General features: G+C 36.6%; 19 protein-coding genes and 2 pseudogenes. 10 read left to right on the forward strand and 11 right to left on the reverse strand.

What is annotated here, in order from left to right; translation table 11 throughout:
• Positions 1-34: 34 nt before the first annotated feature.
• The 6 genes from IPP61_11425 to IPP61_11450 all read left to right on the forward strand — a co-directional run bounded on the left by IPP61_11425 (position 35) and on the right by IPP61_11450 (position 6,572).
• A complete protein-coding gene (locus IPP61_11425) occupies positions 35-919 on the forward strand; it encodes a YicC family protein (GenBank protein MBL0325775.1) in 885 nt (294 codons plus the stop codon).
• A 3-nt stretch (positions 920-922) separates the two neighbouring features.
• Positions 923-1,501: a DUF4126 domain-containing protein gene (locus IPP61_11430; GenBank protein ID MBL0325776.1), complete on the forward strand. Its 579-nt coding sequence runs from the start codon at positions 923-925 to the stop codon at positions 1,499-1,501.
• 89 nt (positions 1,502-1,590) lie between these two features.
• On the forward strand, positions 1,591-2,562 hold the full coding sequence (locus tag IPP61_11435; protein MBL0325777.1) for a histidine kinase: 972 nt from the start codon (positions 1,591-1,593) through the stop codon (positions 2,560-2,562).
• Between the two features lie 2 nt (positions 2,563-2,564).
• Positions 2,565-3,329 (forward strand): response regulator transcription factor, encoded by a 765-nt coding sequence (locus tag IPP61_11440; GenBank protein MBL0325778.1) that lies wholly within the window; start codon positions 2,565-2,567, stop codon positions 3,327-3,329.
• Between the two features lie 124 nt (positions 3,330-3,453).
• Positions 3,454-5,763: a TonB-dependent receptor gene (locus tag IPP61_11445; protein MBL0325779.1), complete on the forward strand. Its 2,310-nt coding sequence runs from the start codon at positions 3,454-3,456 to the stop codon at positions 5,761-5,763.
• An 11-nt stretch (positions 5,764-5,774) separates the two neighbouring features.
• Complete coding sequence (locus tag IPP61_11450) at positions 5,775-6,572, forward strand: DUF4249 domain-containing protein (GenBank protein ID MBL0325780.1); 798 nt, start codon at positions 5,775-5,777, stop codon at positions 6,570-6,572.
• A gap of 344 nt (positions 6,573-6,916) precedes the next feature.
• Here the strand turns inward: IPP61_11450 and IPP61_11455 are convergent.
• From IPP61_11455 to IPP61_11500, 10 genes and pseudogenes are all read right to left on the reverse strand, one after another.
• Positions 6,917-7,377 (reverse strand): annotated as a pseudogene (locus IPP61_11455) (Lrp/AsnC family transcriptional regulator).
• Positions 7,378-7,473: 96 nt separating this feature from the next.
• The gene (locus IPP61_11460; protein ID MBL0325781.1) at positions 7,474-8,577 is read right to left on the reverse strand and encodes a Fic family protein; all 1,104 of its coding nucleotides are present in this window, start codon (positions 8,575-8,577) and stop codon (positions 7,474-7,476) included.
• Positions 8,578-8,732: 155 nt separating this feature from the next.
• Positions 8,733-9,725: a multidrug DMT transporter permease gene (locus tag IPP61_11465; protein MBL0325782.1), complete on the reverse strand. Its 993-nt coding sequence runs from the start codon at positions 9,723-9,725 to the stop codon at positions 8,733-8,735.
• A gap of 64 nt (positions 9,726-9,789) precedes the next feature.
• A complete protein-coding gene (locus IPP61_11470) occupies positions 9,790-11,358 on the reverse strand; it encodes an ADP-ribosylglycohydrolase family protein (GenBank protein MBL0325783.1) in 1,569 nt (522 codons plus the stop codon).
• A gap of 102 nt (positions 11,359-11,460) precedes the next feature.
• Positions 11,461-12,413: pseudogene (locus tag IPP61_11475) on the reverse strand (nucleoside hydrolase).
• Between the two features lie 62 nt (positions 12,414-12,475).
• Positions 12,476-13,336: a ribokinase gene (gene rbsK / locus IPP61_11480; protein ID MBL0325784.1), complete on the reverse strand. Its 861-nt coding sequence runs from the start codon at positions 13,334-13,336 to the stop codon at positions 12,476-12,478.
• Positions 13,337-13,443: 107 nt separating this feature from the next.
• Positions 13,444-14,508, reverse strand: coding sequence for an OmpA family protein (locus IPP61_11485; GenBank protein MBL0325785.1), 1,065 nt, complete (start codon positions 14,506-14,508; stop codon positions 13,444-13,446).
• 136 nt (positions 14,509-14,644) lie between these two features.
• Positions 14,645-15,418: a DUF2236 domain-containing protein gene (locus tag IPP61_11490; GenBank protein MBL0325786.1), complete on the reverse strand. Its 774-nt coding sequence runs from the start codon at positions 15,416-15,418 to the stop codon at positions 14,645-14,647.
• Between the two features lie 6 nt (positions 15,419-15,424).
• Positions 15,425-15,820, reverse strand: a complete 396-nt coding sequence (locus tag IPP61_11495; protein ID MBL0325787.1) for a DUF2809 domain-containing protein — start codon at positions 15,818-15,820, stop codon at positions 15,425-15,427.
• Positions 15,817-17,229, reverse strand: a complete 1,413-nt coding sequence (locus tag IPP61_11500) for a DUF4173 domain-containing protein (protein MBL0325788.1) — start codon at positions 17,227-17,229, stop codon at positions 15,817-15,819. Before IPP61_11500 ends, IPP61_11495 begins: the two co-directional genes overlap by 4 nt.
• A 308-nt stretch (positions 17,230-17,537) precedes the next feature.
• Between IPP61_11500 and IPP61_11505 the strand changes: the two genes are divergently transcribed.
• From IPP61_11505 to IPP61_11520, 4 genes are all read left to right on the forward strand, one after another.
• Positions 17,538-17,834 carry a hypothetical protein gene (locus IPP61_11505; GenBank protein ID MBL0325789.1) on the forward strand — a complete coding sequence of 99 codons (297 nt, stop codon included), beginning with the start codon at positions 17,538-17,540 and terminating at the stop codon, positions 17,832-17,834.
• A gap of 38 nt (positions 17,835-17,872) precedes the next feature.
• Entirely contained in the window at positions 17,873-18,808 is a 936-nt protein-coding gene (locus tag IPP61_11510; protein ID MBL0325790.1) for a helix-turn-helix domain-containing protein, read from the forward strand.
• Between the two features lie 92 nt (positions 18,809-18,900).
• Positions 18,901-20,178, forward strand: a complete 1,278-nt coding sequence (locus IPP61_11515; protein ID MBL0325791.1) for a tail fiber domain-containing protein — start codon at positions 18,901-18,903, stop codon at positions 20,176-20,178.
• A gap of 2 nt (positions 20,179-20,180) precedes the next feature.
• Positions 20,181-21,908 carry a T9SS type A sorting domain-containing protein gene (locus IPP61_11520; GenBank protein ID MBL0325792.1) on the forward strand — a complete coding sequence of 576 codons (1,728 nt, stop codon included), beginning with the start codon at positions 20,181-20,183 and terminating at the stop codon, positions 21,906-21,908.
• A gap of 166 nt (positions 21,909-22,074) precedes the next feature.
• On the opposite strand, the gene IPP61_11525 is transcribed toward IPP61_11520, so the two are convergent.
• Positions 22,075-24,276 (reverse strand): carbohydrate binding family 9 domain-containing protein, encoded by a 2,202-nt coding sequence (locus tag IPP61_11525; protein MBL0325793.1) that lies wholly within the window; start codon positions 24,274-24,276, stop codon positions 22,075-22,077.
• Positions 24,277-24,311: the final 35 nt, after the last annotated feature.

The following is a 24,311-nucleotide window of genomic DNA, read 5'->3' on the forward strand; positions in this document are numbered from 1 at the left end:
TTGACTAGTTTTACAAAAAAAGTAAAAGCACTATATGATTCAATCAATGACCGGCTTTGGCTCGGCATCCATAGAAACAGACAAAATTGGTATCTCTGTAGAAATCAAAACTTTGAATTCGAAATTTACCGACACATATTGTCGTTTACCAAGGGCATTTTCAAACAGAGAAATAGAAGTAAGAAATTTACTTCAGAAAGAACTTGAAAGAGGCAAAGTGGAGTTTCTGCTAAATATTGTTCCAAAAGATGAGGAGGCTGCGGGTACCACCATAAACCGTCCTTTGGTTAAGGCTTATTTTAAGGATTTAATGCAGACAGCAAAAGAATTTGGCTTTGATGCTTCACCCACTGAAGTGCTCAGAATGGCTTCTCTGATGCCCAATGCCTACAATACCGCCAATGTAAGTTCCGAAGAAACTGAAGAAGAATGGAAGATAATTGTAAGTGTAATCAACAAAGCGATAACCAACTGTAAAGAATTCAGATTCCAGGAAGGGCAGATTACCAAAGTGAAATTTGTGGAATATATTGAAATCATAGAAGGTCTTTTGGAATTGGTGATTGAGCAGGATCCTAAAAGATTGCCTCAAATCAGAGAGAGGATAGAGAAATCGATGGCTGATTTTATCAATAATGAGAATTTTGATAAAAATCGCTTTGAGCAGGAATTGATTTATTATTTAGAAAAATTTGATATTTCGGAAGAGAAAGTAAGGTTGAAAAATCATTTAACCTACTTCAAAAATGAGCTGGAAGTGCTTTCAAATGGCAAAAAACTTAATTTTATTGCTCAGGAAATAGGCCGAGAAATCAACACCATTGGCTCAAAAGCCAACGACGCCATCATTCAGCGATTGGTGGTGCAAATGAAAGATGAGCTCGAAAAAATCAAAGAGCAAACCATGAATATTTTGTAAGAAATGGAAGAATTGGTAAGCTGGTTGCCTGGATTGCTCCTTGGAGTAGCTTTGAGTGCCGGAAGTGGCTTTAGGGTTTTTATTCCACTGTTGGTCTCAAACTTGGCTGCAAAGTTTGGTATGGTTGAAGTCTCTGAAAACTTCCAGTGGATGACAAGTAATTCGACAACGATTGTTTTGATGGTTGCTTCAGTTGTCGAAATCGCTTCATATTACATAACATTTATTGACAATATTTTGGATTCAATAGCCCTACCTGCATCTGTCGTTGCAGGTACGTTGCTTACAACTCAGTTTTTGAAAATCAACGATCCAACCTTGCAATGGGGTCTAGGAATACTCGCTGGTGGGGGAGTGGCAGGCACAATTCAAGCAGGTACTTCATTGATTCGACTTGGCTCAACCAAATTTACAGGTGGTATAGGAAATGGATTTTTCAGTACGTTTGAAAATTTCCTTTCTATTGTCATTTCCTTAGTATCACTTTGGATTCCTCTGATAATGGGCGTTTTGGCAGTTTTGTTTGTGGTTTGGATTTTAAAGAAGCTTTTAAATGGTAAGAAATGGGTTAAACATACTTAAAGAAGCTTTTGTCCAGTTTAAATACAATTTTGTCCACTTCATTTTGTCATTATAACCAATATTCCGACTGAATTTCTAAATTTGTTTCTATGAAAGAGAAACTTTTTAGGGCTGCGTTTGTCTCGTCACCGATAATAGGAATAATCGGAAGTACGCCATTATATATCCTTGAAAAAATAAGTATTCCTAATGTAGCTATTTTATGGGTGTTTCTAACTTATATCGTTTTAGCATTTTGGCTAATCAATATCTACATTATAACTAAAGTTAAAGAAACAAATTCTTTAAAACGTTACATTTTTAGTTATCTACTGACCTTGTTTTTGCAGTTTATTAATATCCTTGTAATTTTATTTTTTGGCATTAAATTGTTACCCAAAGGTATCAATTTTTATCCTTTAGTTCCTGCAATAGGCATCAACACAATTATCATCATACTTTCAAATTCAATTATTTTACAATTTCAAAAGCGTAGTGCTGAGTTAGAAATTGAGCGTTTAAAAGTCAATAATCTTGAAGCTCAGAGATTAATGCTTGTACAACAATTACAGCCTCATTTTCTTTTTAATGCTTTGAGTACGCTCAAATCGCTTATCAGCGAAAACCCAGCAAAAGCAGAAGATTATACAGTACGACTTTCCGAGTTTCTGAGGTATTCTATTCAGTCTAAAAATAGTGAATTGGTAGTCTTGGCTGATTCTATAAAGTTTACAGAAGATTATATTGAATTACAAAAAGTAAGATTTGGCGATTCTTTCGATTGTAAAATTGATATTCCTGAAATAGAATTACAAAAAAAAGTGCCGATTTATGCTGTTCAGACCTTAGTCGAGAATGCAATCAAACACAATGCTTTAAGCGATAAAAACCCTTTGTTTATACAAATATTGATAGAGGATGGGCGTTTGAAAGTAGTGAATAATCTGATACCAAAGAAGGTTAAAACAAATTCGGGTACTGGTTTAGAAAATCTTAATCAACGCTATAAGATGCTTGCCAATCTTGAGATTGAAGTCATTAAAACAGAGCAACTTTTTATGGTATTTATCAACCTTCTTTAAGTATGAAAATAGTTATTATTGAAGACGAAAAACTAACTGCAAAAGACTTAGCCAAAACGATAAATGTAGTTGAACCAGATTTTGAAATTGTAGTTATTTTACATTCGGTTGAAGATGCGATTGATTTTTTTAAAACAAAACCAGAAATTGATTTAATATTTTCGGACATAGAATTGGGTGATGGTTTGAGTTTTGAAATTTTTGAAAAACTGCAGATTTCAGTACCCATAATTTTTTGTACTGCCTATAATCAATACGCTCTGGAAGCCTTCAAAGCTGTTGGAATTGATTATCTATTAAAGCCTTTCTCAAAACAAAGTGTTGGCAAAGCCATTGAAAAATTCTACTTACTAAAAGGTAAAAATACAAAACAGGAAAATGAATTTTCGGACTTAATGAGTCTTATCAAAAATCAACTTAATCCTAACCGAAACCCTTCTATTATTATTCAACAAGCCGATAAAATTATCCCTTTAGATGCCAATAAAATTGCCTTATTTCATATAGAAGATGATAACGTGTATGCCTATACTTTTGATCAAAGCAAACATCTACTCAACCAAAAATTAGATATTTTGGAGAAACAATTTAGTCCTATATTTTTCAGAGCCAATCGCCAGTTTTTGGTCAATCGCAAAGCTGTAAAAGATGCTTCACATTATTTTAATCGTAAAATTGTTGTCAATCTTAATATCCCATTTCCAGAACAAATCGTAGTTGGAAAATTGAAAGTTACAGCTTTCATAGAATGGTTGGCAAATAATTAAAGATTGTCTTCGTCCACTTCAAATTCAAATTGTCCATTTCAAATACAGGTCTATTCCACAAATCATTGTTTAATGAGAATTTTGAATCAATATCAAGATTTGAAATTAAACAGAAGACCAAAAAATGGCAAAATTGAAATTCATTATTTTATGTGTACTGATGAGTAGCTCTATGCTTTTCGCACAAGAAAAATTCACTATTAGCGGCACAATGCGAGATAAAGCCACAGGCGAAGAACTCATTGGTGCTACGGTGGTGGTAAAAGAAATTCCGAATACGGGCAAAGCCGCCAACGAATACGGATTTTATTCAATCACACTACCTAAAGGCAATTATACTTTGAGAGCCACATACATTGGCTACAATGAAATCGAAAAAACTATCACTTTAGATAAAAACCTAAAAATTGATTGGGATTTAGAAAGTGGTAAAATGCTTCAAGAAGTAGTAGTAAAAGCAACGAAAGAAGACGAAAATATTACGAAAACAAGCATGGGAACCGAAAAATTGGACATCAAAGAGATTGCTAAATTGCCTGTTTTGTTTGGTGAAAAAGATGTGCTAAAAACTATTCAATTACTACCTGGAATCAAGTCGGCAGGCGAAGGAAATAGCGGTTTTTATGTGCGTGGAGGTGGCTCAGACCAAAATCTAATTTTGCTAGACGAAGCCCCAGTTTATAATGCGTCTCACTTATTAGGGTTTTTTAGCACATTCAATAGCGATGCGATAAAAGATGCAACAATTATCAAGGGAAATAGCCCCTCACAATACGGTGGACGTCTTTCTTCGGTGTTAGACGTGCGTATGCGTGAAGGAAATGACAAAGAATTTCAAACTTCTGGTGGTATAGGTTTGATTAGTAGTCGATTAGCCATTGAAGGTCCGATTCAAAAAGAGAAATCATCATTTATGATTTCGGGACGTAGAACTTATGCAGATTTGTTTTTGAAAGCTACGCCAGATTTTAGCGATACACAATTATATTTTTATGACCTCAATGCCAAAGCCAATTACCGCATAAATGAAAACAATCGAATTTTTGTTTCGGGTTATTTTGGCAGAGATAAATTAGGTTTCGGCGAGGGAGTTGGTGTAGATTGGGGAAATAAAACTGGTACGCTTCGCTGGAATAGTATTTTGAATTCAAAATGGTTTTCAAATACCTCGTTGATTTATAGCGATTACAGTTACGAATTCAATATTTCGGGTGGAGACAATAGCTTCAAAAATCAATCCATCATCAAAGATTGGAACTTAAAACAAGAATTTCAGTTTTTCCCTAACAATAAAAACTCTTGGCGATTTGGCTTTAATACTATCAGCCACAATATTACCCCTGGAAGTTTGATAAATACCGATGATGAAAGCCAAAGTAAAGTAAAAGATACACGCAAAGCTTGGGAAAATGCCATTTATGCAAACAATACCTACTCCGTTTCGCCAAAATTCAGTGTAGATTATGGTTTACGCTTATCTTCTTGGAGTATTTTGGGTGGTACAACCTACAATATTTATGATAAAGGAGTGAAACAAGATTCGGTAGTTTTGGCTAATAATACCATTGGTAAAACCTATTTTAATTTAGAACCCCGTTTGGCTTTTAATTTTATTATCAACAATAAAAATAGCATAAAGGCTGGCTACGCACGCAATACGCAAAACCTCCATTTATTGAGCAATTCCACAAGCTCAACCCCAACTGACCAATGGATTGGCAGTAGCTATAATATAAAACCCGAAATTGCAGACCAAGTAAGTTTGGGATATTTTAGAAATTTTGCAAATAACAAATACGAATTTAGTGCCGAAACGTACTATAAATCACTCCAGAATCAGGTTGATTATAAAAATGGTGCAGATATAAATACGTCTCCAGACGTAGAAAGTGAATTGTTATATGGAAAAGGTAGAGCCTATGGTTTGGAATTATACTTGAAGAAGAAATCGGGTAGATTTACGGGATGGGCAAGCTACACACTTTCTCGCACCGAACGAAAAATTGACGGAATCAACGATGGCAACTGGTATGCTGCCAATCAAGACCGCACGCACGATTTTTCGATTGTGGGAATGTATCAGCTCACACCCAAATGGTCGTTGGCAAGTAATTTTATTTTCTACACTGGCAATGCTGTTACGTTTCCGAGTGGAAAATATGAAGTGGCAGGCAATACAACTTTTTATTACACAGAAAGAAATGGATACCGAATGCCCAATTATCACCGCCTTGACCTAAGTGCCACCTACGAAAAACCTCGAAAAGGAAAATATCAAAGCTCTTGGAATTTCTCGCTTTACAATGCTTACGGCAGAGAAAACGCCTATACCATCACTTTTGAAGACAACGAAACAGACCCGACTCGCACAAGTGCTATTCAGACATCGTTGTTCAGATGGGTGCCAAGTGTTACTTATAACTTTAAATTTTAAAAAATAACAATATGAAAAAAATAATAATGATTGTTATCTCAATGGTAACACTTTCTTCCTGTGAGAAAGAAATCGAATTAGACCTTAACGCTTCAAATTCTAAGTATGTAGTTGAAGGCGAAGTTCCCCAAAACGAGATTGCTACCGTAAAAATCACGAAAACCGTCAATTTTAGTGATTCAAATAACTTTCCTGCCGTAAAAGGTGCTACCGTAATAATTACAGATGAAATAGGAACTACCGAGCAACTTATTGAAACATCGACAGGTATCTACAAAACTCAAAAAATGAAAGGTGAAGAAGGAAAAACTTATACGCTAAGCGTAAAAGCTGAAGGTAATACTTTTACAGCAAAAAGTACAATGCCAAAAGCAGTGAAACTAATGGGTTTGAAAACCTCATTGAGTAGTTTTGCTCCTCCAGGGGCATCTTCATCTGATAATTATACTGTTTTCCCGCAGTATATTGACCCAGCTGAGTTGGGTAATAGTTATCGTTTTATTCAAAAACGTAACGGAGAATTGGATAAGTCTATTCTAATAGCTAATGATAATATCGGAAACGGACAACCAAATACAAGACCCATTTTTAGCCAGAATTTTGATATAAAATTAGGCGATACCGTTACAGTAGAAATGCGATGTATTGATGTGCCACTTTATGATTACTTCTATTCGCTCAACTCAATTCAAGGAAATGGGCCGGGTGGCGGCACTACTCCCACCAATCCAGTTTCTAATATTTCGGGTGGGGCGTTAGGTTATTTTTCAGCTTTTACGGTGCAGAAAGGGAGTGCCGTGGTGAAATAGGAATTGATTTTTTTTAAAAGCTCAAGGGTCAAACTTTGAGCTTTTTTGTTTTCCATTTCAATTATTGGCGTATTCAATCAATTTTGTTCAAGTCATATTTTAATTTAATGCAGGAATTACTTTTCGTTACTAATTTTTAAAGAATTTTAAAATTTTAACCATTTTTAAAATCTTCTTTATTGATTTTGACAATTTTAAAGTAATCTTTATTGAATTTGAATTGGCAATCAATATAATATCGAAAGGCGATGGTTTTGAAAAACTTGGTGACCGTCCCTTTTAGCTTTCAATAGGGATAGAATTAAAGAGAAATTAATTTTTTAGAATGTTTTTCGAAAAAAAAATCATTCTCCAATAATAGATGAATGCTTGGCTTCTGTAATTACGAAATGTGACTGAGCACTTCCTATATTAGAAACTGCTGCTAGTTTGTTCAAAATAAAGTCTTTATACTGTTCCATATCGGCCACGATGACTTTCAAAAGAAAATCAGAACCGCCTGATACACAGTAACATTCTACCACTTCCGGTACTGACTGAATATCTTTTTCAAATTGCGTCAAAAACTGTTGAGCATGTTCTTTTAAAGACACATTGCAGAATACAATAAGATTTTTGTTAAGCTTTTTAGGGTTGAGTTCAATAGTATATCTTTTAATAAAGCCCTCTCTGCGTAGTTTTTTAATACGCTCATGCACAGGTGTGGTTGTCAAATTTAGTTCGGCGGCTATTTGCCTGTTGGTCATCATTCCGTCTTTTCTAGTAGCCTAAGAATCTTTAAATCGACCGGATCTATATCATTCATAGAATATTTTTCTTTTGAAAAAGTAAAAATAAGTATTTTTTTCAAATGAATGAAGGTATTTTGGATTATTGTTCTTAAATGAAAAAAGAATATATTTTAGCCATCAAGGTTCAAAAAATACCTTGTATGTTTTAATTCTCCGGTTTTTGTTAATGCTTCCATTTTTACTAATTCCTGCAAATCTCTGGTTGCGGTGGCCGCTGAAGTTCCTGAAATTGCTTTATAATTGGCAGCACTTAAGCCTCCTTTAAATCCTGAAATTCCGGCATCAAAAACCCGTAATAAGACTTTAGTTTGCCTTTCATTTAGATTTGATTCATAGTTAAAAAAGAATTTAGTTTTTGCAATAATAAATTCGACTAATTTGAGGGTATATTCTTGAGATTCAATTAGTTTTTTTCCAAAAAACTGTAGCCATTTGTCAATATTTAGGTCAAAATTTGCTGACTGCAAGGCTTCATAATATTCTTTTTTATTTAATTCAATTACCTTCGAAAAGGAATTTAACGTTTGCACTTTTAATTTTTGCGAAATTGCTTTTTCGACTATTGCTCTGCCTATTCTTCCATTACCATCCTCAAAAGGATGTATCGCCTCAAAAAACAGATGTGCAATTCCGAAAAATTCAACAAAAGAATATTTGGCTGAATTTGAAACATTTTCGTTGTACCATTTTATAAATCTGTCCATTTCATTTAAAACATTGGAAGATGGTGGTGCCTCATAAAATACTTTTGGAGCAATTAGGTTGCCGGAAACTATTTGCATCGGTTCTTTGTGTTGACGATAGTTTCCAACTATTTCCAAATCACGCCTTCCGTTCATGAGCATTTTGTGCCACTCAAAAAAAGCTTCATGGGTAAGTGGTTTGTCATAATTTAAATGTATATCAACCATCATTTCCGAAACGCCATAGGCATTTGCCGGTATTTTATGGAAGTCTGTTTTTAAGCCTAAATGTTTTCTTATTGAACTTTGAACAGAATCTCTTTGTAATATTTCGCCTTCAATACCAGAAGTTGATAATGCCTCTTGTGTCAGTATTTCTATTTTTAGATTCTCTTGGTTAATAGAATTAATGTGGTTTGTTACACCAACAATTTTACCGGAATTTTGAAGGAATGAAGTTTCAAATACTTTCAGTTTTGTTGAGTCAAATTCAAAATTTGGCCAGTTTTTATTTTCCCATATCCATTTCATGAGCTATAGAAATAATTTTATAGCTCAAAAATACGTATATTATGAGTTATAAAACAAGTTTTTATAGCTCATATTTTATCAAAATGTGAGCTATACATTGTTTTTGCTTAAATATTTGTGAAATTTCAATCCAAAATAGATACGAAACGGTGATCTTACCTCGCCATAATAATCATTCCCAGGCCTACCAAATAGCAAATAAGCATGATATTGAGTAGGGTAGAAGTGCCTTTGGGTGCGTCTTTGAATTCTTTCCAAATGTAAATGCCCCAGATAGCGGCCACAATGGTAGCACCCTGGCCTAAACCATAAGAAATAGCTGCACCAGCTTTGTCGGATGCTAAAATGCTGAATGACATGCCTATACACCAGATGGCTCCACCCAAAATCCCCATCAAATGGCTTTTTTTTGTGCCTTTAAAATAGTCAGCGAAACTAACAGGAGAGCCCACAAAAGGCTTGTACATTAAAATAGTATTGATGATGAAATTACTCAGGAAGATTCCGACAGCAAATACTACCACTGCTGTGTATGGGCTTAATTTTCCGGGAAGTGGATTTGTGAAATCGGGAAACATACTGTTTGCCACATATTTATAAAACAAACCCATCAATAAACCTGCGATCACGGAAAGGGCCAGGCCTTGAGTAGAAACTTTCGAGCCAGTTGACATTTTTCTATACGCCCGGGCATTGAGCAAAATAGCTGCAACCACTAAAGCCACCCCAATAAAAAGCAAAGTTGAATTTCCCAATGGATTGTCAAGGTAATTTACGATGACCCCCACTACCAGAGCCAGCCCAATTCCAACCGGAAAAGCAACTGACATACCTGCTATGGAAATGGCTGCAACGAGCAAAATATTCGCCAGATTGAATACCGCTCCACCAATCAGAGCCGATCTGATATTGGAAGAGTCAGCCTGCTGATAATCAGCAAGGAAGCTGCGGCCACCTTCTCCCATACTCCCTAATGTAATGGCAAAAAGCAAGCTGGTGATTAAAATGCCGATAACATAGTCCCAGTAAAATAACTCAAATCTCCAGCCTGCTGTAGCCAGCTTTTGGGTGTTGGCCCATGAACCCCAGCAAAGCATAGTCACGAAACAAAATAAAACGGCTGTTGAATAATTTTCAATGATAAACATAGGGCTAAGTTTAGATATTTATTATGATTTATTGAATGTCTTTCAAAAAAAAAAAAAATATCTTTCAATTCTTTTTAGGAAAAAGCTTCTTGGGGCCAAACCGATAAACATTCTGATTGGAAAAATCATTGGGCTGATCGCTGTAAATCAAAATATCCCAAAGCCGGATATCAAGCTCTTTGTCGGGATTGAGCAATTTTAATTTTACTGTATGTTTTCCTTTTGGTAATTCATATTTCCAGGCGATTTCATGACGGCGATCTTTAAAGCTCGTTGGCAAATTGGCAGTTTCCAATAATTTTCCATCCAAATAAACTTCAACATTGAATTCATATTTACTTTCAGAAGCCCACTTGGCAGTTTCGCCTTTAATCACAAAACCCGTTCCTTCAAAATCAAAACTGTATTCATCTTTAAGGCTGGAACTAGCATATATTTTATCAATTGGATAAATTCCGGAAAAACTTTTTTCCATTTTTACAGGAACAGGTGCCTGAAGTGCAATAGTTACTTTTTCGCCGGAAATCTTCCCGCCATTTCTTTCTATATTTTGTAATGCATGCTTAAATCCTATTTCGTACACATCATTCAATGAGATAGTTGTGTATTTGAAATCGATATCTTCAATTTCTTTTAAGCCAAGTTTCCAATATTCAGGTATTTTGGAATACCCTAAAACAGCACCCAGAATACCGCCGGCAGAAGAAGGATTACAGTCGGCATCCTGACCGCACCGGGTAGTGATTTCCATAGTTTGGGAATAATCGCCATTGCCATAAAGTAAACCCAAAACCACATAGGCAGAATTTAGGGTAGCATCTATATTGAAAGGGGCAAAAACCCCGTCAGGGCAACCGATATCCTGAGCCCATTTGTCTTGCAAGGCATACCAGGTCTTTTTCCAGTCTGTAGGATTGGCCTTATGAAGGGCGATTACATCAGCGATGCATTTGTAATAATTACTTTCTTTTGGAATGGTCTTAAGTGCTTCATTGATAATGTATTTGATGTCGCTCGATGTAAATGCCAGTGTATAACAGGCACCCAAAAACACACCACCATAATAACCATCGCCTGAATTCATGATGTGCCCGATTTTGTCCGAAATTTTAGAAGCAGTATTGGGCATACCTGGCGACATCAAACCAGCAAAATCACACTCAATTTGGTAATCTATACAGTCTGCATGAGGGTTATTGTGCCATTCGCCAGAGGCTGGCGGCATGATTCCGTGCAAAATATTGTATCGGGCCGCCTGATTGGCATGCCAAAGTGCATATCCCGCATTGGCAAAGGCTTTGGCGTGCGAGGCCGCAGGAGCATCAAGTCCTTCTTTTTCAAAAACGTCAACAAATGTGAGGTCCATGTACAAATCATCATAAACGCCCGGATTTCCGAGCATGGTTTTCTTCAAATAACCATCGTACCAGGGTACGGGTTGGTATTCGTTGATGATGGTGCCATTGTATCGGAATTCCATAGGAGCACCGAACGTCACGCCTATGGTCTGTCCGGCCCATCCGCCCATAATTTTATCTTTTAACTGTGCTTTGGTGAGGGTTAAGGTTTTCTGTTGGGCAAAAGATATTGTCCCCCAAAAAAGGAATGCACCTACAAATTTTAAAACTTTCATATTATTCTAAATTCTATTTTTACTAAACAATCTCTAAACTTATTTTTTCAATGATAAATAAAACTAATCGTAAATTGCCAATCGAATTAATCGTAAATCAAATCAATCTTTCCTTTCCATATTTTGTAATAAAAATCCTTTCATCAGTCTTTTCAAAAACTCGTTGGTATCAATTCCAATACCGATTTCTGCATTAGGTGGCATTGTTTCATCTATTCTGGTAAAACCTTTGTCGTCCACATAGGTATGGATTTTTTTGGTTTTAAAAAGCTCAGGATACATAATCATTCCAATGGCCACAGGGTCAAATAGGGTAGGAGTTTCGTTGCCCCAAAGTACGTATAATGCACTCAAAGCATTGGTCAGAGGTGATTGTCGCATGAGCAACAAATCTCTTTTGGCTTTGTCGAGCTTTACCATCGCGGTTACGTCAAGGCCAGCATAAACGATTTCAGCTCCGGAGTTTACGAATTTTTTCGAAGCCGGAATGTCCACTTTTACATTCCACTCGGCATTGATTTCGGCAGTGGTGTTGTAGCCAACATAAAATGAACCAAACATGGCATAAATCTTTTTAGCCAATTTTAAAGCCTGAGGATCTTTTTCTATGATATCAGCCATATTGGTTACCGGACCAACAGAAATCACAATCACTTCCTTAGGGTATTTTTTCAAATTTTCAATGATAAAATCTGTCGAAGATTGCTTGATGGGTTTGATTTTTTCAAATCCCTGTGCCCAATAATATTGCTCGGCGTACCAGTTTGCCCGAGCGTCAATATTTGAGGTATTCCTTCCTAAGGCTACAGGAATATGTCCTTGACCAGTTTCATAAAGCATTTTCAAAACTACTTTGGCCCGGTCGTCGGTGCGGCCATAGCAAGTGGTGATTCCCAGGATTTCAAATTTGTCTTGATTGGTCAAAAGGGTAGCTAATGCAAACGCATCATCTATGTCATCGCCCATATCGCAGTCAAAAATTACTTTTGTCTGGCATTTTGGGCGTTAATATTGAGTGAAATGGAAATCAAAAACAGGGTAAGTATTTTTCTCATATTTTATTCAAAATCATTTTTTCTTTTAAATTGTCTTTTGCCAAAAGCTCAATGCTGTCAGCCTAAAAAAGCTCGTTCCTGTAAGGCATCGAAGCCTGGGCTCCCATTCGGGTGACAGAGATTGATGCAGCTTTACAGGCGAAAGCCACCGCGTCTTCCATAGTTTTTCCCTCCAAAATCGCAACAGAAAGTGCCCCGTTGAAGCAATCTCCTGCGGCTGTAGTATCCATTGCCGAAACTTTCTCAGTCGATATCATTCCTTCAAAACTGTCAGATTTTAAAAATGCACCTTTCGAACCCAGAGTGATGATTACATTTTTCACCCCTTTTGTAATCAGGATATCTGCAGCACTATGTGCCGAGTCTTCGTCTATTACTTTTACTCCTGTAAGGATTTCCGCTTCCGTTTCATTGGGAGTAATCGCAAAAAGATTTCTGAATATTTCTTCGGGCAATTCTGCTGCCGGGGCCGGATTCAGAATGGCTTTAAGGCCATAGTTTGCTGCGGTTTCAATTGCGTGAGCTACCGTTTCAATGGGAGTTTCGAGTTGGGCTAATAATATATCTCCTCTCTGAAAGATCAAACTGGCCTTGTTTATCTCTTCGATAGAAAGTGAAGCATTAGCTCCGGAGGCTACTGTGATACTGTTTTCGCCTTTGGAATCTACATTTATCAAAGCTACGCCGGAGGGTAATTCGGGGTCAGTGAAAATAAATGAAGTATCAATGCCTTCATTGTCAAATTGCTTAAGGGCCTGATCTCCAAAAATGTCATTGCCCACTTTACATACGAAAGTAGTTTTTCCTCCTAATCTGGAGGCTGCCACTGCCTGATTGGCACCTTTTCCTCCGGCATTCATCAGGAATTGACCACCCAGAACTGTCTCTCCGGGTGCAGGTAGTTTTTGGGCTTTTACCACCATGTCAGTATTTGAGCTACCGACTACGATTATCTTATTCAAGGTTTTTTAGAAATAAATCTAAATAAAGTGATATTTCAGGAAAAATAAAAAGTTTGGAACCCAAAAATTTAAAGTTTAACAAATTCCACCCGACGGTTTTTGGCTTTATTAATGGCTGAGTCATTAGGTGCCAATGGCTGGCTTTCACCTTTGCCGTCGGTCTCTATTCTGGCAGCTTCTATCTTATAAGTGTCCACCAATTCATTTTTTACCGACAGGCTGCGTCGTTTGGAAAGATCAAGATTGGCCGCATCTACTCCATCAGCATCTGTATGACCAATTATTTTGATTTTTACAGTTGGGTTGTCTTTCAAGACTGTCCCGATTTCTTTTATAACCGGTTGTGATTCAGGCCTTAATTTGTCTGAATTTACATCGAACAAAATCCCATAGCTAATCAATTTCCCTTCGGTTAAAAGTTTGTTTCGCATATCAGGCAAACCCACTGCCATTCGGTAATTAGCTATCATCGGTATGATTTCTTCAGAATCAGAATCAATTCTGAAAATGTTGTAAGTGTATCCAGAATTCAGGCCACGTGGCAGATCCAAAACTTTTGAGTTATTGATATATAACCTCACCCTCTGTTTTTGAAACCAAAATGCAAAATGGAATTTTTGTTCAGCATCAAAATTGTAAGCTGCTACTCCTTCGTCACCTCCCCATTCTCTGGCTTCTGACCAATTGTTCCAACCTATTCTCTCATTTTCTAACCTTATTCTCAAACCTGCTTTTCCGGGTTGTGCCCCACCTTGTGGGTTCAAAAGGTCAGCCGAAAGCAGGTAAATTGTGGTTGCAAATAGTTGTCCCTGGAAAGGTTCAAGAGAAAAAATGTCAAATTCAACCGTATAGTTTTCTGTAAAATTGTCTTTTACCTCCGGAATAAGGTATCCTTGTTTGGTGATTTTTAACCACCTTCCTTCCAGTTTTTCGGAAGTCACTATTTCTCCACTGCCGTTGGTATTCCAATTAGCCGGAAAGTCTCCGATATTGTCGTTGGTAAAGTCATCGTAAAACACCACTTTTTCTCCGGGAATAAAATCGAATTTCGAGGTGGTTTTGTTTTCATTTTGTGCAAATGACCAGGATATTGCTAAAAATAAAAAACAAAAACTAACAATCACATTTTTCATTTTTTCATTTTTTAAGGTAAAAGAATATTTTTTTGAAAATGCTAAACGTCTGAAATACAGTGAATTTCAGATGTTTTCGTGATTGCTCAAGATAAGGTATTTATAAAGAAAAAATTAGAAGGATTGTTGGTTTGACTTATGATTTTTGATATGTTTTTTGGTGAAAAGTCCTTAATGTTTCGCTATGATTTTTTGGCAATAACAAAAATTTCAAATTGGAGAACGGCCAGAAATGATTTACTTTTCCATATATTTTAAAAATTAGTCTGAAAAAAGTGCTTTGATGCTTGAAAATCAGACTTTTAATTTCTTTCGGTAAAAGCTCTTTTTGTACTTCTGACATGATGAAATACCTGAAGTTGCCAAGATTTTTTCGATAAGCCTGAAAAAGTTGCTCACTAAAATTGCTTTTTAAGTAATTGGTATTAAGGTTTTTAGTTCTTTGAGTTTTCCAGTCTTCAAAATTTTCAGTCAATTCCCTGATTCCCATTTTATCGCCCACCCGTCTGAAAACTTCAAAAATTTCCTCCTTTTCTGTTTGAGAAAGTGTGTGATTTAGCAGCTCGGTGGCGAAAATAGTGTATTCGATAAGCATGTAAAGTACATCTTGATAGGCCCAGTTGGGTATGGAAAAACCCCTGCTATTTTCGACATTGACATGGATTCTTCTCATATTGGACAACGTTTGTTCTGCTTTCGATTTCTCCTCAAAAATAATTTTCTGGGCATAAGCCACTGTCGAAAACAACCTGCCTATGGGGTCATTGGGTAGTCTTCCGGTAAAAAATAGCCAGTCCACAGATTTGTGGAGGGCAAATTCCCCGGCACAAGCTCCGAAAATAAACAAAATGAAGTCAGCATCACTCCATATTTTTCTAACTATGGAGTCTTGTTTTACAAAGTATTCCATTAGTTGTCAGGCTTTTGATAATTTGATATTAGCTAAGATAAAAAGCCTTAGAAAAGGGAAGAATTCGTAAATCAAAATCGCAAAAAATCCCAAAGTGTAGGCCAGAATATCCCACCAGGAAAAACTGTTGCCGATTACAATAGCCAATACCTTGAATTTTATCAATCCGGTGATTTCGATGAATTTGAAGTATTGAAGAGTTTCAATTGTAAAAGCAATAAATAAACTCCAAAGTGCTGTTTCTAAGATGTTTGAAGCAATTATTCTTAATCCAGAATAGACAAGAATGACTGCCAGGAAATCCCCAAAAAATGGCCGGATGAAACTGTCATGCACAAAATTGGCAATGAGGGTTTCGGTGATAAATAAAACTAGTGAAATGATGATAAACTTCGGGTTCATGGCTTTTCTGCATTTAGAAATTGGTTGAATCGGTAGTCAGCAAAATTCCATGATAACCACGTAAATTTTTTCTGATCTCTTTTATAAGCTTCAAGAAACATCATTTCTTCGTTTTTAAAATCAGGTTGATATTTTTTAATTACTGGCAAAACCCTCACCGACAGGCTTTTAACATAATTCAGGTCACAATAAGGTCTTTTTAGGTTATTTTCGGCAATGATTGCATCAAAGTTTACAAAACTCAATAGCAGACCCAATGCCATAAGGGCCCAGGAATTTGAGATAAGTAAATACCTTAAATTGAGTTTTTTGTAGATTTTCAGAGTCATTGTAATCAACCCAATGAGGGTAATTATGAGAAATACTCCCACGCCGATTCGCTTGTGAGTAAGGCCATACATTTCGATGTATTTAAAGTTTCTGATAAACACTGAGATTAGGAGAAATACATTTTGACCAATCCACAAAAACGAAAGCAGGGCAAGTCTTTTTTGGTTTTTATGAAAATTGAGCTCGCCTTTAAAGAAGAAAATCAAAACTACAATTGAAAGTAAAATACTGAATATGAGCAAGTAAGTGCCTGAGTGAACCAGCTTTGACATTTGAGGTGCGGTGGTGCCTTTCAAATTGAGCCACAGATATTCAATGTCTATCATATTTACGAAAAACAACAAAATATTGAGTAAAACCATACTGGAAAATGCGGTAAGATATAAATTAGTGGATTTTGATTCTGTTTCAGGATGCAGTTTTACTTCATTTTTGGTTAAAATATCCTGTGCAAATCCGATTTCGTGCTTAAAAAAGATGGCATTCAATATTAAGAAGCCGAAGAACGTAAATATGGTTCTTTCGATAGAAAAGGTTGGAAATTTTTCAAAAAACAAAGTGATAATATCTTTAAGAAATATTGTTTTTTCTTCAAAAACCGGATTGGCATTTTGGAAAATTGCCAAAAATATGACGAATAAAATGACTGGCAATATGCTGATTTTTAGTCCTTTCATTACTTTTCTTAGAAGCACATTTCGTGGAGCAAAATTTTCAAATAACTGCGAAATTGGCTCGGTAAGATATCTGAAACTCAGGAATAACCTTGCCGCAAATGCCAGGCCGCCACTCACAGTTGAATTTATCGCCGGTAACCCAGCGTAACCAAGTACTATGCTCATAACCAGTAAGTTGATAATAATACTTAAGTCAGAATTTACTAATACTACGGCTAAAGATGATAAAATACCAGCGGCAAACAGAACGTATGTTTTATAGGTTTTGGGTAGATTTATGAATCCTAAGGATAGGATTAACAGGTTAAAAATAAATAAGTTAATGCCGATGTTTTCTCTCCAAAAAAAGAAATAATAGACAATGAGGCAGCCGTAAAATGAGAGGAGCTTAAAGGTTTTCATAATATTTAAATTAAAAGTACTTTGAAAAACAAAGCAAAATTACAAAAAATAAAACCCAGATGGGTTGTTGTAAAAGTACTTTGAAATACAAAGTGAATTAAATATTTTATTATTTCCAAGAGTTGATTGAATATTTTTTTGATGAATTTAAAATATTGTTTTTATCATAGTAAAACAAAAACATAATTGATGACTTCAATCTTTAGAATGAATAAGATTAGGCTTTGGTCTTTTTAGTTTAAAATGCTTCTTTTATTTTAATTTATTTTGCAAAAAAAATGTAGTTTTGGCAAGCCTAAAACTATGACATGAATAAGTCGCTTTTCTTTTTACTGTTTTTATCTTTTTTCTCCATAAAAGCACAAATTTGGATTAACTATATAGAAAATTCATCCAAAGTTGATGGCGACATAAGTGATTGGCCATCATTAAAATATTCTTTTCTACAGACTTCACACCAAGTGAAATCTTCTAACCATCTTCGCTATGATTTTGGTTTTGATGAAACCTATCTCTATGGTGTTTTTCAGGTAAAAGATAAGCACCTCACTGACCTTGCCAAAGACAAAAGCGGTAGCCCCGGCTTACATTTAATGATGGAATAGAGTTTTATATTGATACCCGGAATAATAGTAAAACATCAATGGATGGGGATGATTATCAACTAATTATTGACTTCATGGGTAACTTGACGGTGTTTAGAGGTGGAGATAAATATCTTTTGAAAGTTGAGGACTATAAAGTACCAAAAGATACCGTAACGAATCAGTTTATTATGGATTTTGCTACTAATTTTGAAGGAACTATTAATAAGGAAAATGATATTGATTCAGGTTATGTGATTGAATTTCGAATTGCATGGGCTGCTTTGGGGATTCGCCCGCTTAAAGGTCAAACTTTCAGAATAGATGTGTGTATAAATGACGCAGATAAATATATCGACATCAGACCACTGAGTGAAAAAGACACGATTCCGGCATATGATTTTCAGAATATCAATAGAAAAACTGATTTTGGCTTTCCAAATAACTGGACCTTGGCCACCCTAAAAGGACAACCTTCTTATTGGAAAATATTCAATCGATACCTGGCTACGTATTGGTGGTTTTTGGGCCTGGTAATTCTTGGATTATTTTTGCCTTTTTTAATCATTTTGGTTAGACAAAATTATAAACTTCGACATATTCAACCTAAAAGCCTTTCTGATCAATCGAAGCTAAATTCTTTTTTGGGAGTAGAAAAGAATTTTCTTTCGCCGGACGATGCTTTTATTAATCAAGCTAAGCTGTTCATTTTAACGAAACTTGATCAAAATATTAGTTCTGCCCAATTAGCCGATGAATTGGCTATTAGTGTACGACAGCTTCAACGGATTTTTAAAGAGAAATTGGATACTACCCCAACGAATTTCATTACAACAATAAAAATGGAAGAGGCAGCTAAAATGTTACTTAAAAATGAATTTAATGTATCGGAGATTGCTTATGCTTTAGGTTTCTCAGATCCTGCCTATTTTACTCGCCTTTTTAAAAAATACTTTGGGGAAAGCCCCTCTGAATTCACTAAAAATTTGATTTGACGTTTTTGTCCGTATTTTTGACGTGTAAGTGCAAGGTCTTTTTACGGTGTGTTGGCTAGTTTTGGAAAAAATCATATTACTCTAAAACAACTATGAAAAGGTTACTATTAGTTTTGATTTCAGGTGTGTCAAGTTTAGGTTTATTTGCTCAAAATTCTATAACATCAGACCCCGGAGGAACTGATGCTATTCAGAAAATAGCCGGGATTCCGACTTCTCCTAATCCGGCTTTATATTCGGGGGCAGCGTTCTCTACCCAATTTGTTACAACCGGGAATTCACCAACTACACAACATTTAATTGGAATAGGGTCACTAGCAAGTAACTCCACAGAACTAAACATTGCAATATTAGGAGAATCATCCGGGGGAAGTACCAATTATGGTGTTGTTGGTTTAGCAAAGGGAGGGGGAAATTTTGGAAATACAGGAGGTTATTTTTTAGTGGAATCTAACGGATTGGGCAATCAATATGGGCTAATAAGCTCAGTTTATTCAAGTAGTGTGTTATCAACATTGCCACGTTATGCATATTTTGGAGCAACTTCAACCCGTACAACCAATAATGCTTATGGCGTATATGTGAGCTCTGAAAATCTTGGATCTGGTTCGGTAGAGGCGGGACATTTTGTTGCTTTAAATTTGGGTGGCGGTACAGGGGATAGAATTGGAGTTAATTCAGAAGTATTAGGCTCAAGTGGTTTGAATATAGGAATAAAAAGCCTTTCTACGGGAAGTGGAGATACTTTTGGTTTAATCTCTGAAGTATCTGGTGGCAGTACCAGTGTTGCCGGTAAATTTCTAGCTAATTCAAATGCTACCAATAATTTTCAGTTACTGCTCGAAGAAAAAGAAAATGATTATGCCCGGATAAGCTTCCGAAATATCAATGGTGATGGTTGGCACCAGGCAGCGAACAAGGGTGCAGATGCTACCAGTTCACAATTTAATTTCTACTATGTTCCCAATGCTTCCGATGTATTATCCCTTAGGGGTGATGGCAATGCTATTCTTGCAGGGACACTTACCCAATCCTCGGATTTTCGTTTGAAAAAAAATATTCAGCCAATAAACAATGCCTCACAAAAGATTGATCAGATTAGAGGGGTTTATTTTAACTGGAAAAATGAAAGTCATGGTGGAAACACCCAAATCGGATTCATCGCCCAGGAAATGGAAAAAGTATTTCCTGAATTGGTAAATACTGATTCAAAAGGCTTTAAGTCAGTGGCTTATGCCAACATGTCGGCGGTTTTGGTAGAAGCCCTTAAAGAGCAAAATCAACGAATCAATGCTTTAGAAAGAGAATTAGCTGAAATGAAATCCATACTAAAAAATAGCCTGATTCTCGAATCTAAAAATTCAAAATAGCCATGAAAAACCTCCTTATCTTTTTTCTGATCTTATTGAAAACAAGTTGTTATGGACAAACCATCCCTTCATTTCCAGGAGCGGAGGGCTTCGGTGCAAATGCGACTGGTGGGCGTGGTGGCAGCGTTTATTATGTCACTAACCTAAATTGCTCAGGCGTGGGTTCATTGCAATATGGACTCAATCAGTCAGGGGCAAAGTATATTTTGTTTAAAGTAAGTGGGGTGATTCCCTGTGCTGCAGAGGTTTTTAAAGGTGATGTGACGATTGCCGGACAAACTTCTCCTGGTGGAATTATCGTACGGGGAATCATTCTGGATGAAATTTATGAACAAAATACAGTTTCCAGAAATGTAATTATCCGTCATCTTCGTTCCAGACCAAAACCTACCCAAACCTTACCCATTCAGGGCTATGTACTCGATGATGGCCTTCGGCTCGATGGTGCAAGCAATGTAATTGTTGACCATTGTTCTTTTGCAAATGCCATTGACGAAAGTGTGCAAATTTCCCATTCCCGAAATATTACGGTTCAAAACTGTATGCTTTCCGAAACTCTGGGAGAGCATTTTTATCTAGGTGGGATGTTGCTCAATTATTCTGTGGCCAATCATCAGCAGGACAATATCAGCATTCATCACAATGTTTGGAACAGGATAGGAGGTCGGTTTCCTGAAATTTCCTGTGAATCACCCTATTGTAGTTCAAATCCGCTCAATATTGAAATCACTTCTAATTTACTTTGGGATCAGCAGATTCAGACCTGGTATAATTCCTGCACTTCAGGCGGCAGCGATTGTCAGAATTTTAGAATAAACATGAATTTTACGAATAATTATTCGGTTGTCCGAAATTCCTTTAATGGCCCGATGGCTTCGTCCGATTTTCTGAACAATGTCAACAACAATCTTTTTGTTTCTGGAAATAAGATGAGCAGATATGCTCAATATTCTGACTATCAATTGTTTTATTGCTGCGATGATTTCAATCAGAATGCCCCCAACACCAATTTGGGTTCGGCACAAAAACGGAATATTCGAATTACTTTTCCGCCAATTTCACTCACTACAGCTACTGATCTTAGAGAATATGCCACTAAAAATGTGGGTGCTTTTCCGCGTGATCCTATGGATAGAAGGTTATTTTCTCCAATCGTGCAGAATGCTGTCAATACACAACCCATCAATGGTACAGACTATTTCAATGATGCGTTTCAATTAGATTTTACCACGCAACCGCTTGCTCCAACTGATACCGACAATGACGGGATGCCCGACACATGGGAAACTGCCAATGGATTGAATCCCAATTCACAGGATCACAATGGCACCCAACTTTCAAAGAAATTTACAGGGGTGGAAGGCTACACAAATCTGGAGTGCTACCTCAATGAACTTTCTGATAAATTGGTTGGTAGTGCAAGCATTATCATTTCACCACCTTCTACGACCATTTTGGGTATTGAGTTAAATTCTTCAGAAAGGTTTTCGGCCAGCATTAGCCCGAATCCAACAGATACAGGCGTTAAAATTAAAGTAAACGGGCAGATAGAAAATAGTTGGCGGTTTGAATTGGTGGATGCATTGGGTAGGGTTATTACGGAAGAAAATAATATTTCAAGCCCTGAAAAAGACTTTTTGTTGCCCCGGTTGATTCAGAGTGGCACTTACTATTTACATATTTATTTGACAGATACTGTAATTAATCAGAAGATATTGGTCATAAAATAAGTCTTGATTGTGCCATAGAAGCATAAAGACATCTCATGAAGTTCGCATTTATTAAAAAATTAATAACGAAGAAAATATTTGCCTTAAAACCATTACAGGTTTGATTTTCAGGATTATAATCATTTAATCAGAAATTCTTTGCCTCTGGAAATGGTGTATGTTGCCATCAAAACTGCTTCAGATAGGTAATTTTGGCGATGCTTTGCTCGCTTAGGTAAGAGTCAAATCGTTTTAAATCGTTGCTGTATTGTTGTGTTGAATTGCTGTTATAGACCAAATAAACAAACGAAAGCGGCTGAAATTCCCATGCAAATCGGATGTTCCAAACATCTCGGTTGGCTGCCGAATTATGTTGGTAAAATGACGTTAGTTGTATCCTCGGATTGAGTGAAAGACGAATTTCTGGAGAAATCAAATGTGTAATTTTCGACTCTTTTAGTTCGCCAAATTCTTCAAAATCATTTCTTGTGTAGGAAAATTTCGCCGAAATGTTAGGTACGGGCGAAAACCTCAGTTCTCCTCGCAGGCTGTTTAATTTTCCATTGTAAAAAGACCCCAAATCGGCAGAAACCAAAAAAGAAAATACCTTCGATTGGTCGGAACGATAAGTAAATTGGTAGCGGGTATAGTAATAACTGTTGGGTTTGATATTAATGCCCACTATGCTGAACGTTTCATCTACTACTTGCCAAGTTGGAACTGTTTGTAAGGTGAGTCTATTACCAGTATTCCAGATAATCCAAGCTGGGAAAACAAAAAGCTCGGCTTGTTGAAATTTCCCATCGGTGGCTCTGTGATACATATCTAAATATATACCTGGGTCCATTTGTCTGATAAATTTTGGTTTCCACTTAGGTCGAGCAATTCGGTAGCCGCCCATATTGGTGTTTATCAGATTATTGGCATATACAAATCCCATGTTAGGGTTATAATCTTTCGTTATGATTGAATTTATGAAAAAGGCATTCCAATTATTACTGCTATATTGTAATTTGCTGAGTGCCGTAAAGCCATCGCCACCTATTCCTGAACTTTGAGATTTGGTAGCCATGAAACTCCAATTCAAAGGCTCGGTAATTCGTAGAAAGCCATCTACAGAAAAAGTAGCATTAGTAAAACCAGCTTTCCCGAAAGCACTTTCTGTGTTTTGAATGGTCATCATTGTGCCGAAACGGTTCTGTTTGCCCACATTTTTACTGTATCGCAGAACCCCGAAATTTGTTGCTCCCAACTCGTTTGCTTCTGATTGTCTTTGTCGCACAAACAAGCCTGCAAAGTTTTGCTTCAAATTTCTACTCACCAATCTAATACCAGCATCCAACGGAATCGGTGAACCGTTTTCTGAAAGTCCAATTTTTCGACTAAAAAATGGCTGATTAAAATCATCGCCCAAATTAAAAAGCGTAGCATTTTCGAGAAAAAACTGTCTTCTTTCAGGAAAAAGTACCGAAAAACGGGTCAAATTTTGCACTTGTCTATCTACATCGGCTTGGGCAAAATCGGTATTGAAAGTTAAGTCTAAAACTGTATGTGGCGTAATTGCCCATTTGATTTCGCCGCCAATTTTGGGTGAAAACTGCTCAGAAACTAATTTGCCATTTTCAAACTGACGGTTGAAGTTGGTCAGTAAATAAGGCTGAACCCTCAAATTTACCGAAGGTGCGGGTGGTTCTATTCCTTTCAGAAGTCCAGCATAAGGCATTCGATAAGGATTATAAGCACGAGGATAAGGCGACCAAGAAGACTGCTCGCCCAATCGACGACTGCGACGAACAAATTGAATGCCCCAATCTTGTATTTCGCCTTTGGGGTATCGAATAGTTGCCCACGGAATCTGCATTTCGGCTACATAACCTGAGTCGGTGCGGGTGGTGCGAACTTTCCAATAACCATCCCATTCACGGTCGAAAAAGGCATCGTCAAAGGCCAGTAAGTCACGTTGAACGCCGTAGGGATTAGTTTGAAAAACAATGGCATTGCGTTTGTCGAGAAATGGGTCGAGATTTAAACCCACCAAATCAAACTCAAAAAAATCAAAATCTCGCTGTAAATCAGGTACTCTTACACCTTTTTTGCCCAAAGAATCAGCACAAAAAAAGCCAAAGTAAAGGTTCTTTTGGTTGTATAAAATCTTGACTTTTGTATCGAATTTCGGACTTCCTCCTTGGTCGGGAAACTGTTTGAAAAAACCGTTGGCGATGGGCGTTTTCTGCCATACTTCTTCATCCATCCGCCCATTCACTTGGATGTTTTCGTTGATTTTTTGTCCAAATATTTCTTTTTGAGGAGCTTGTGGTGGGAAAATATCTCCATCCTGAGAAAAAGCTAAATGGCTAATAGCCAATAAAATAAACAACTTTTTTTTCATAAAGTAATTTTTTCAAAAGGAATGTCAAGCAAATC

The organism is Cytophagaceae bacterium, from assembly GCA_016722655.1.
Classification (GTDB): Bacteria; Bacteroidota; Bacteroidia; order Cytophagales; family Spirosomataceae; genus Leadbetterella.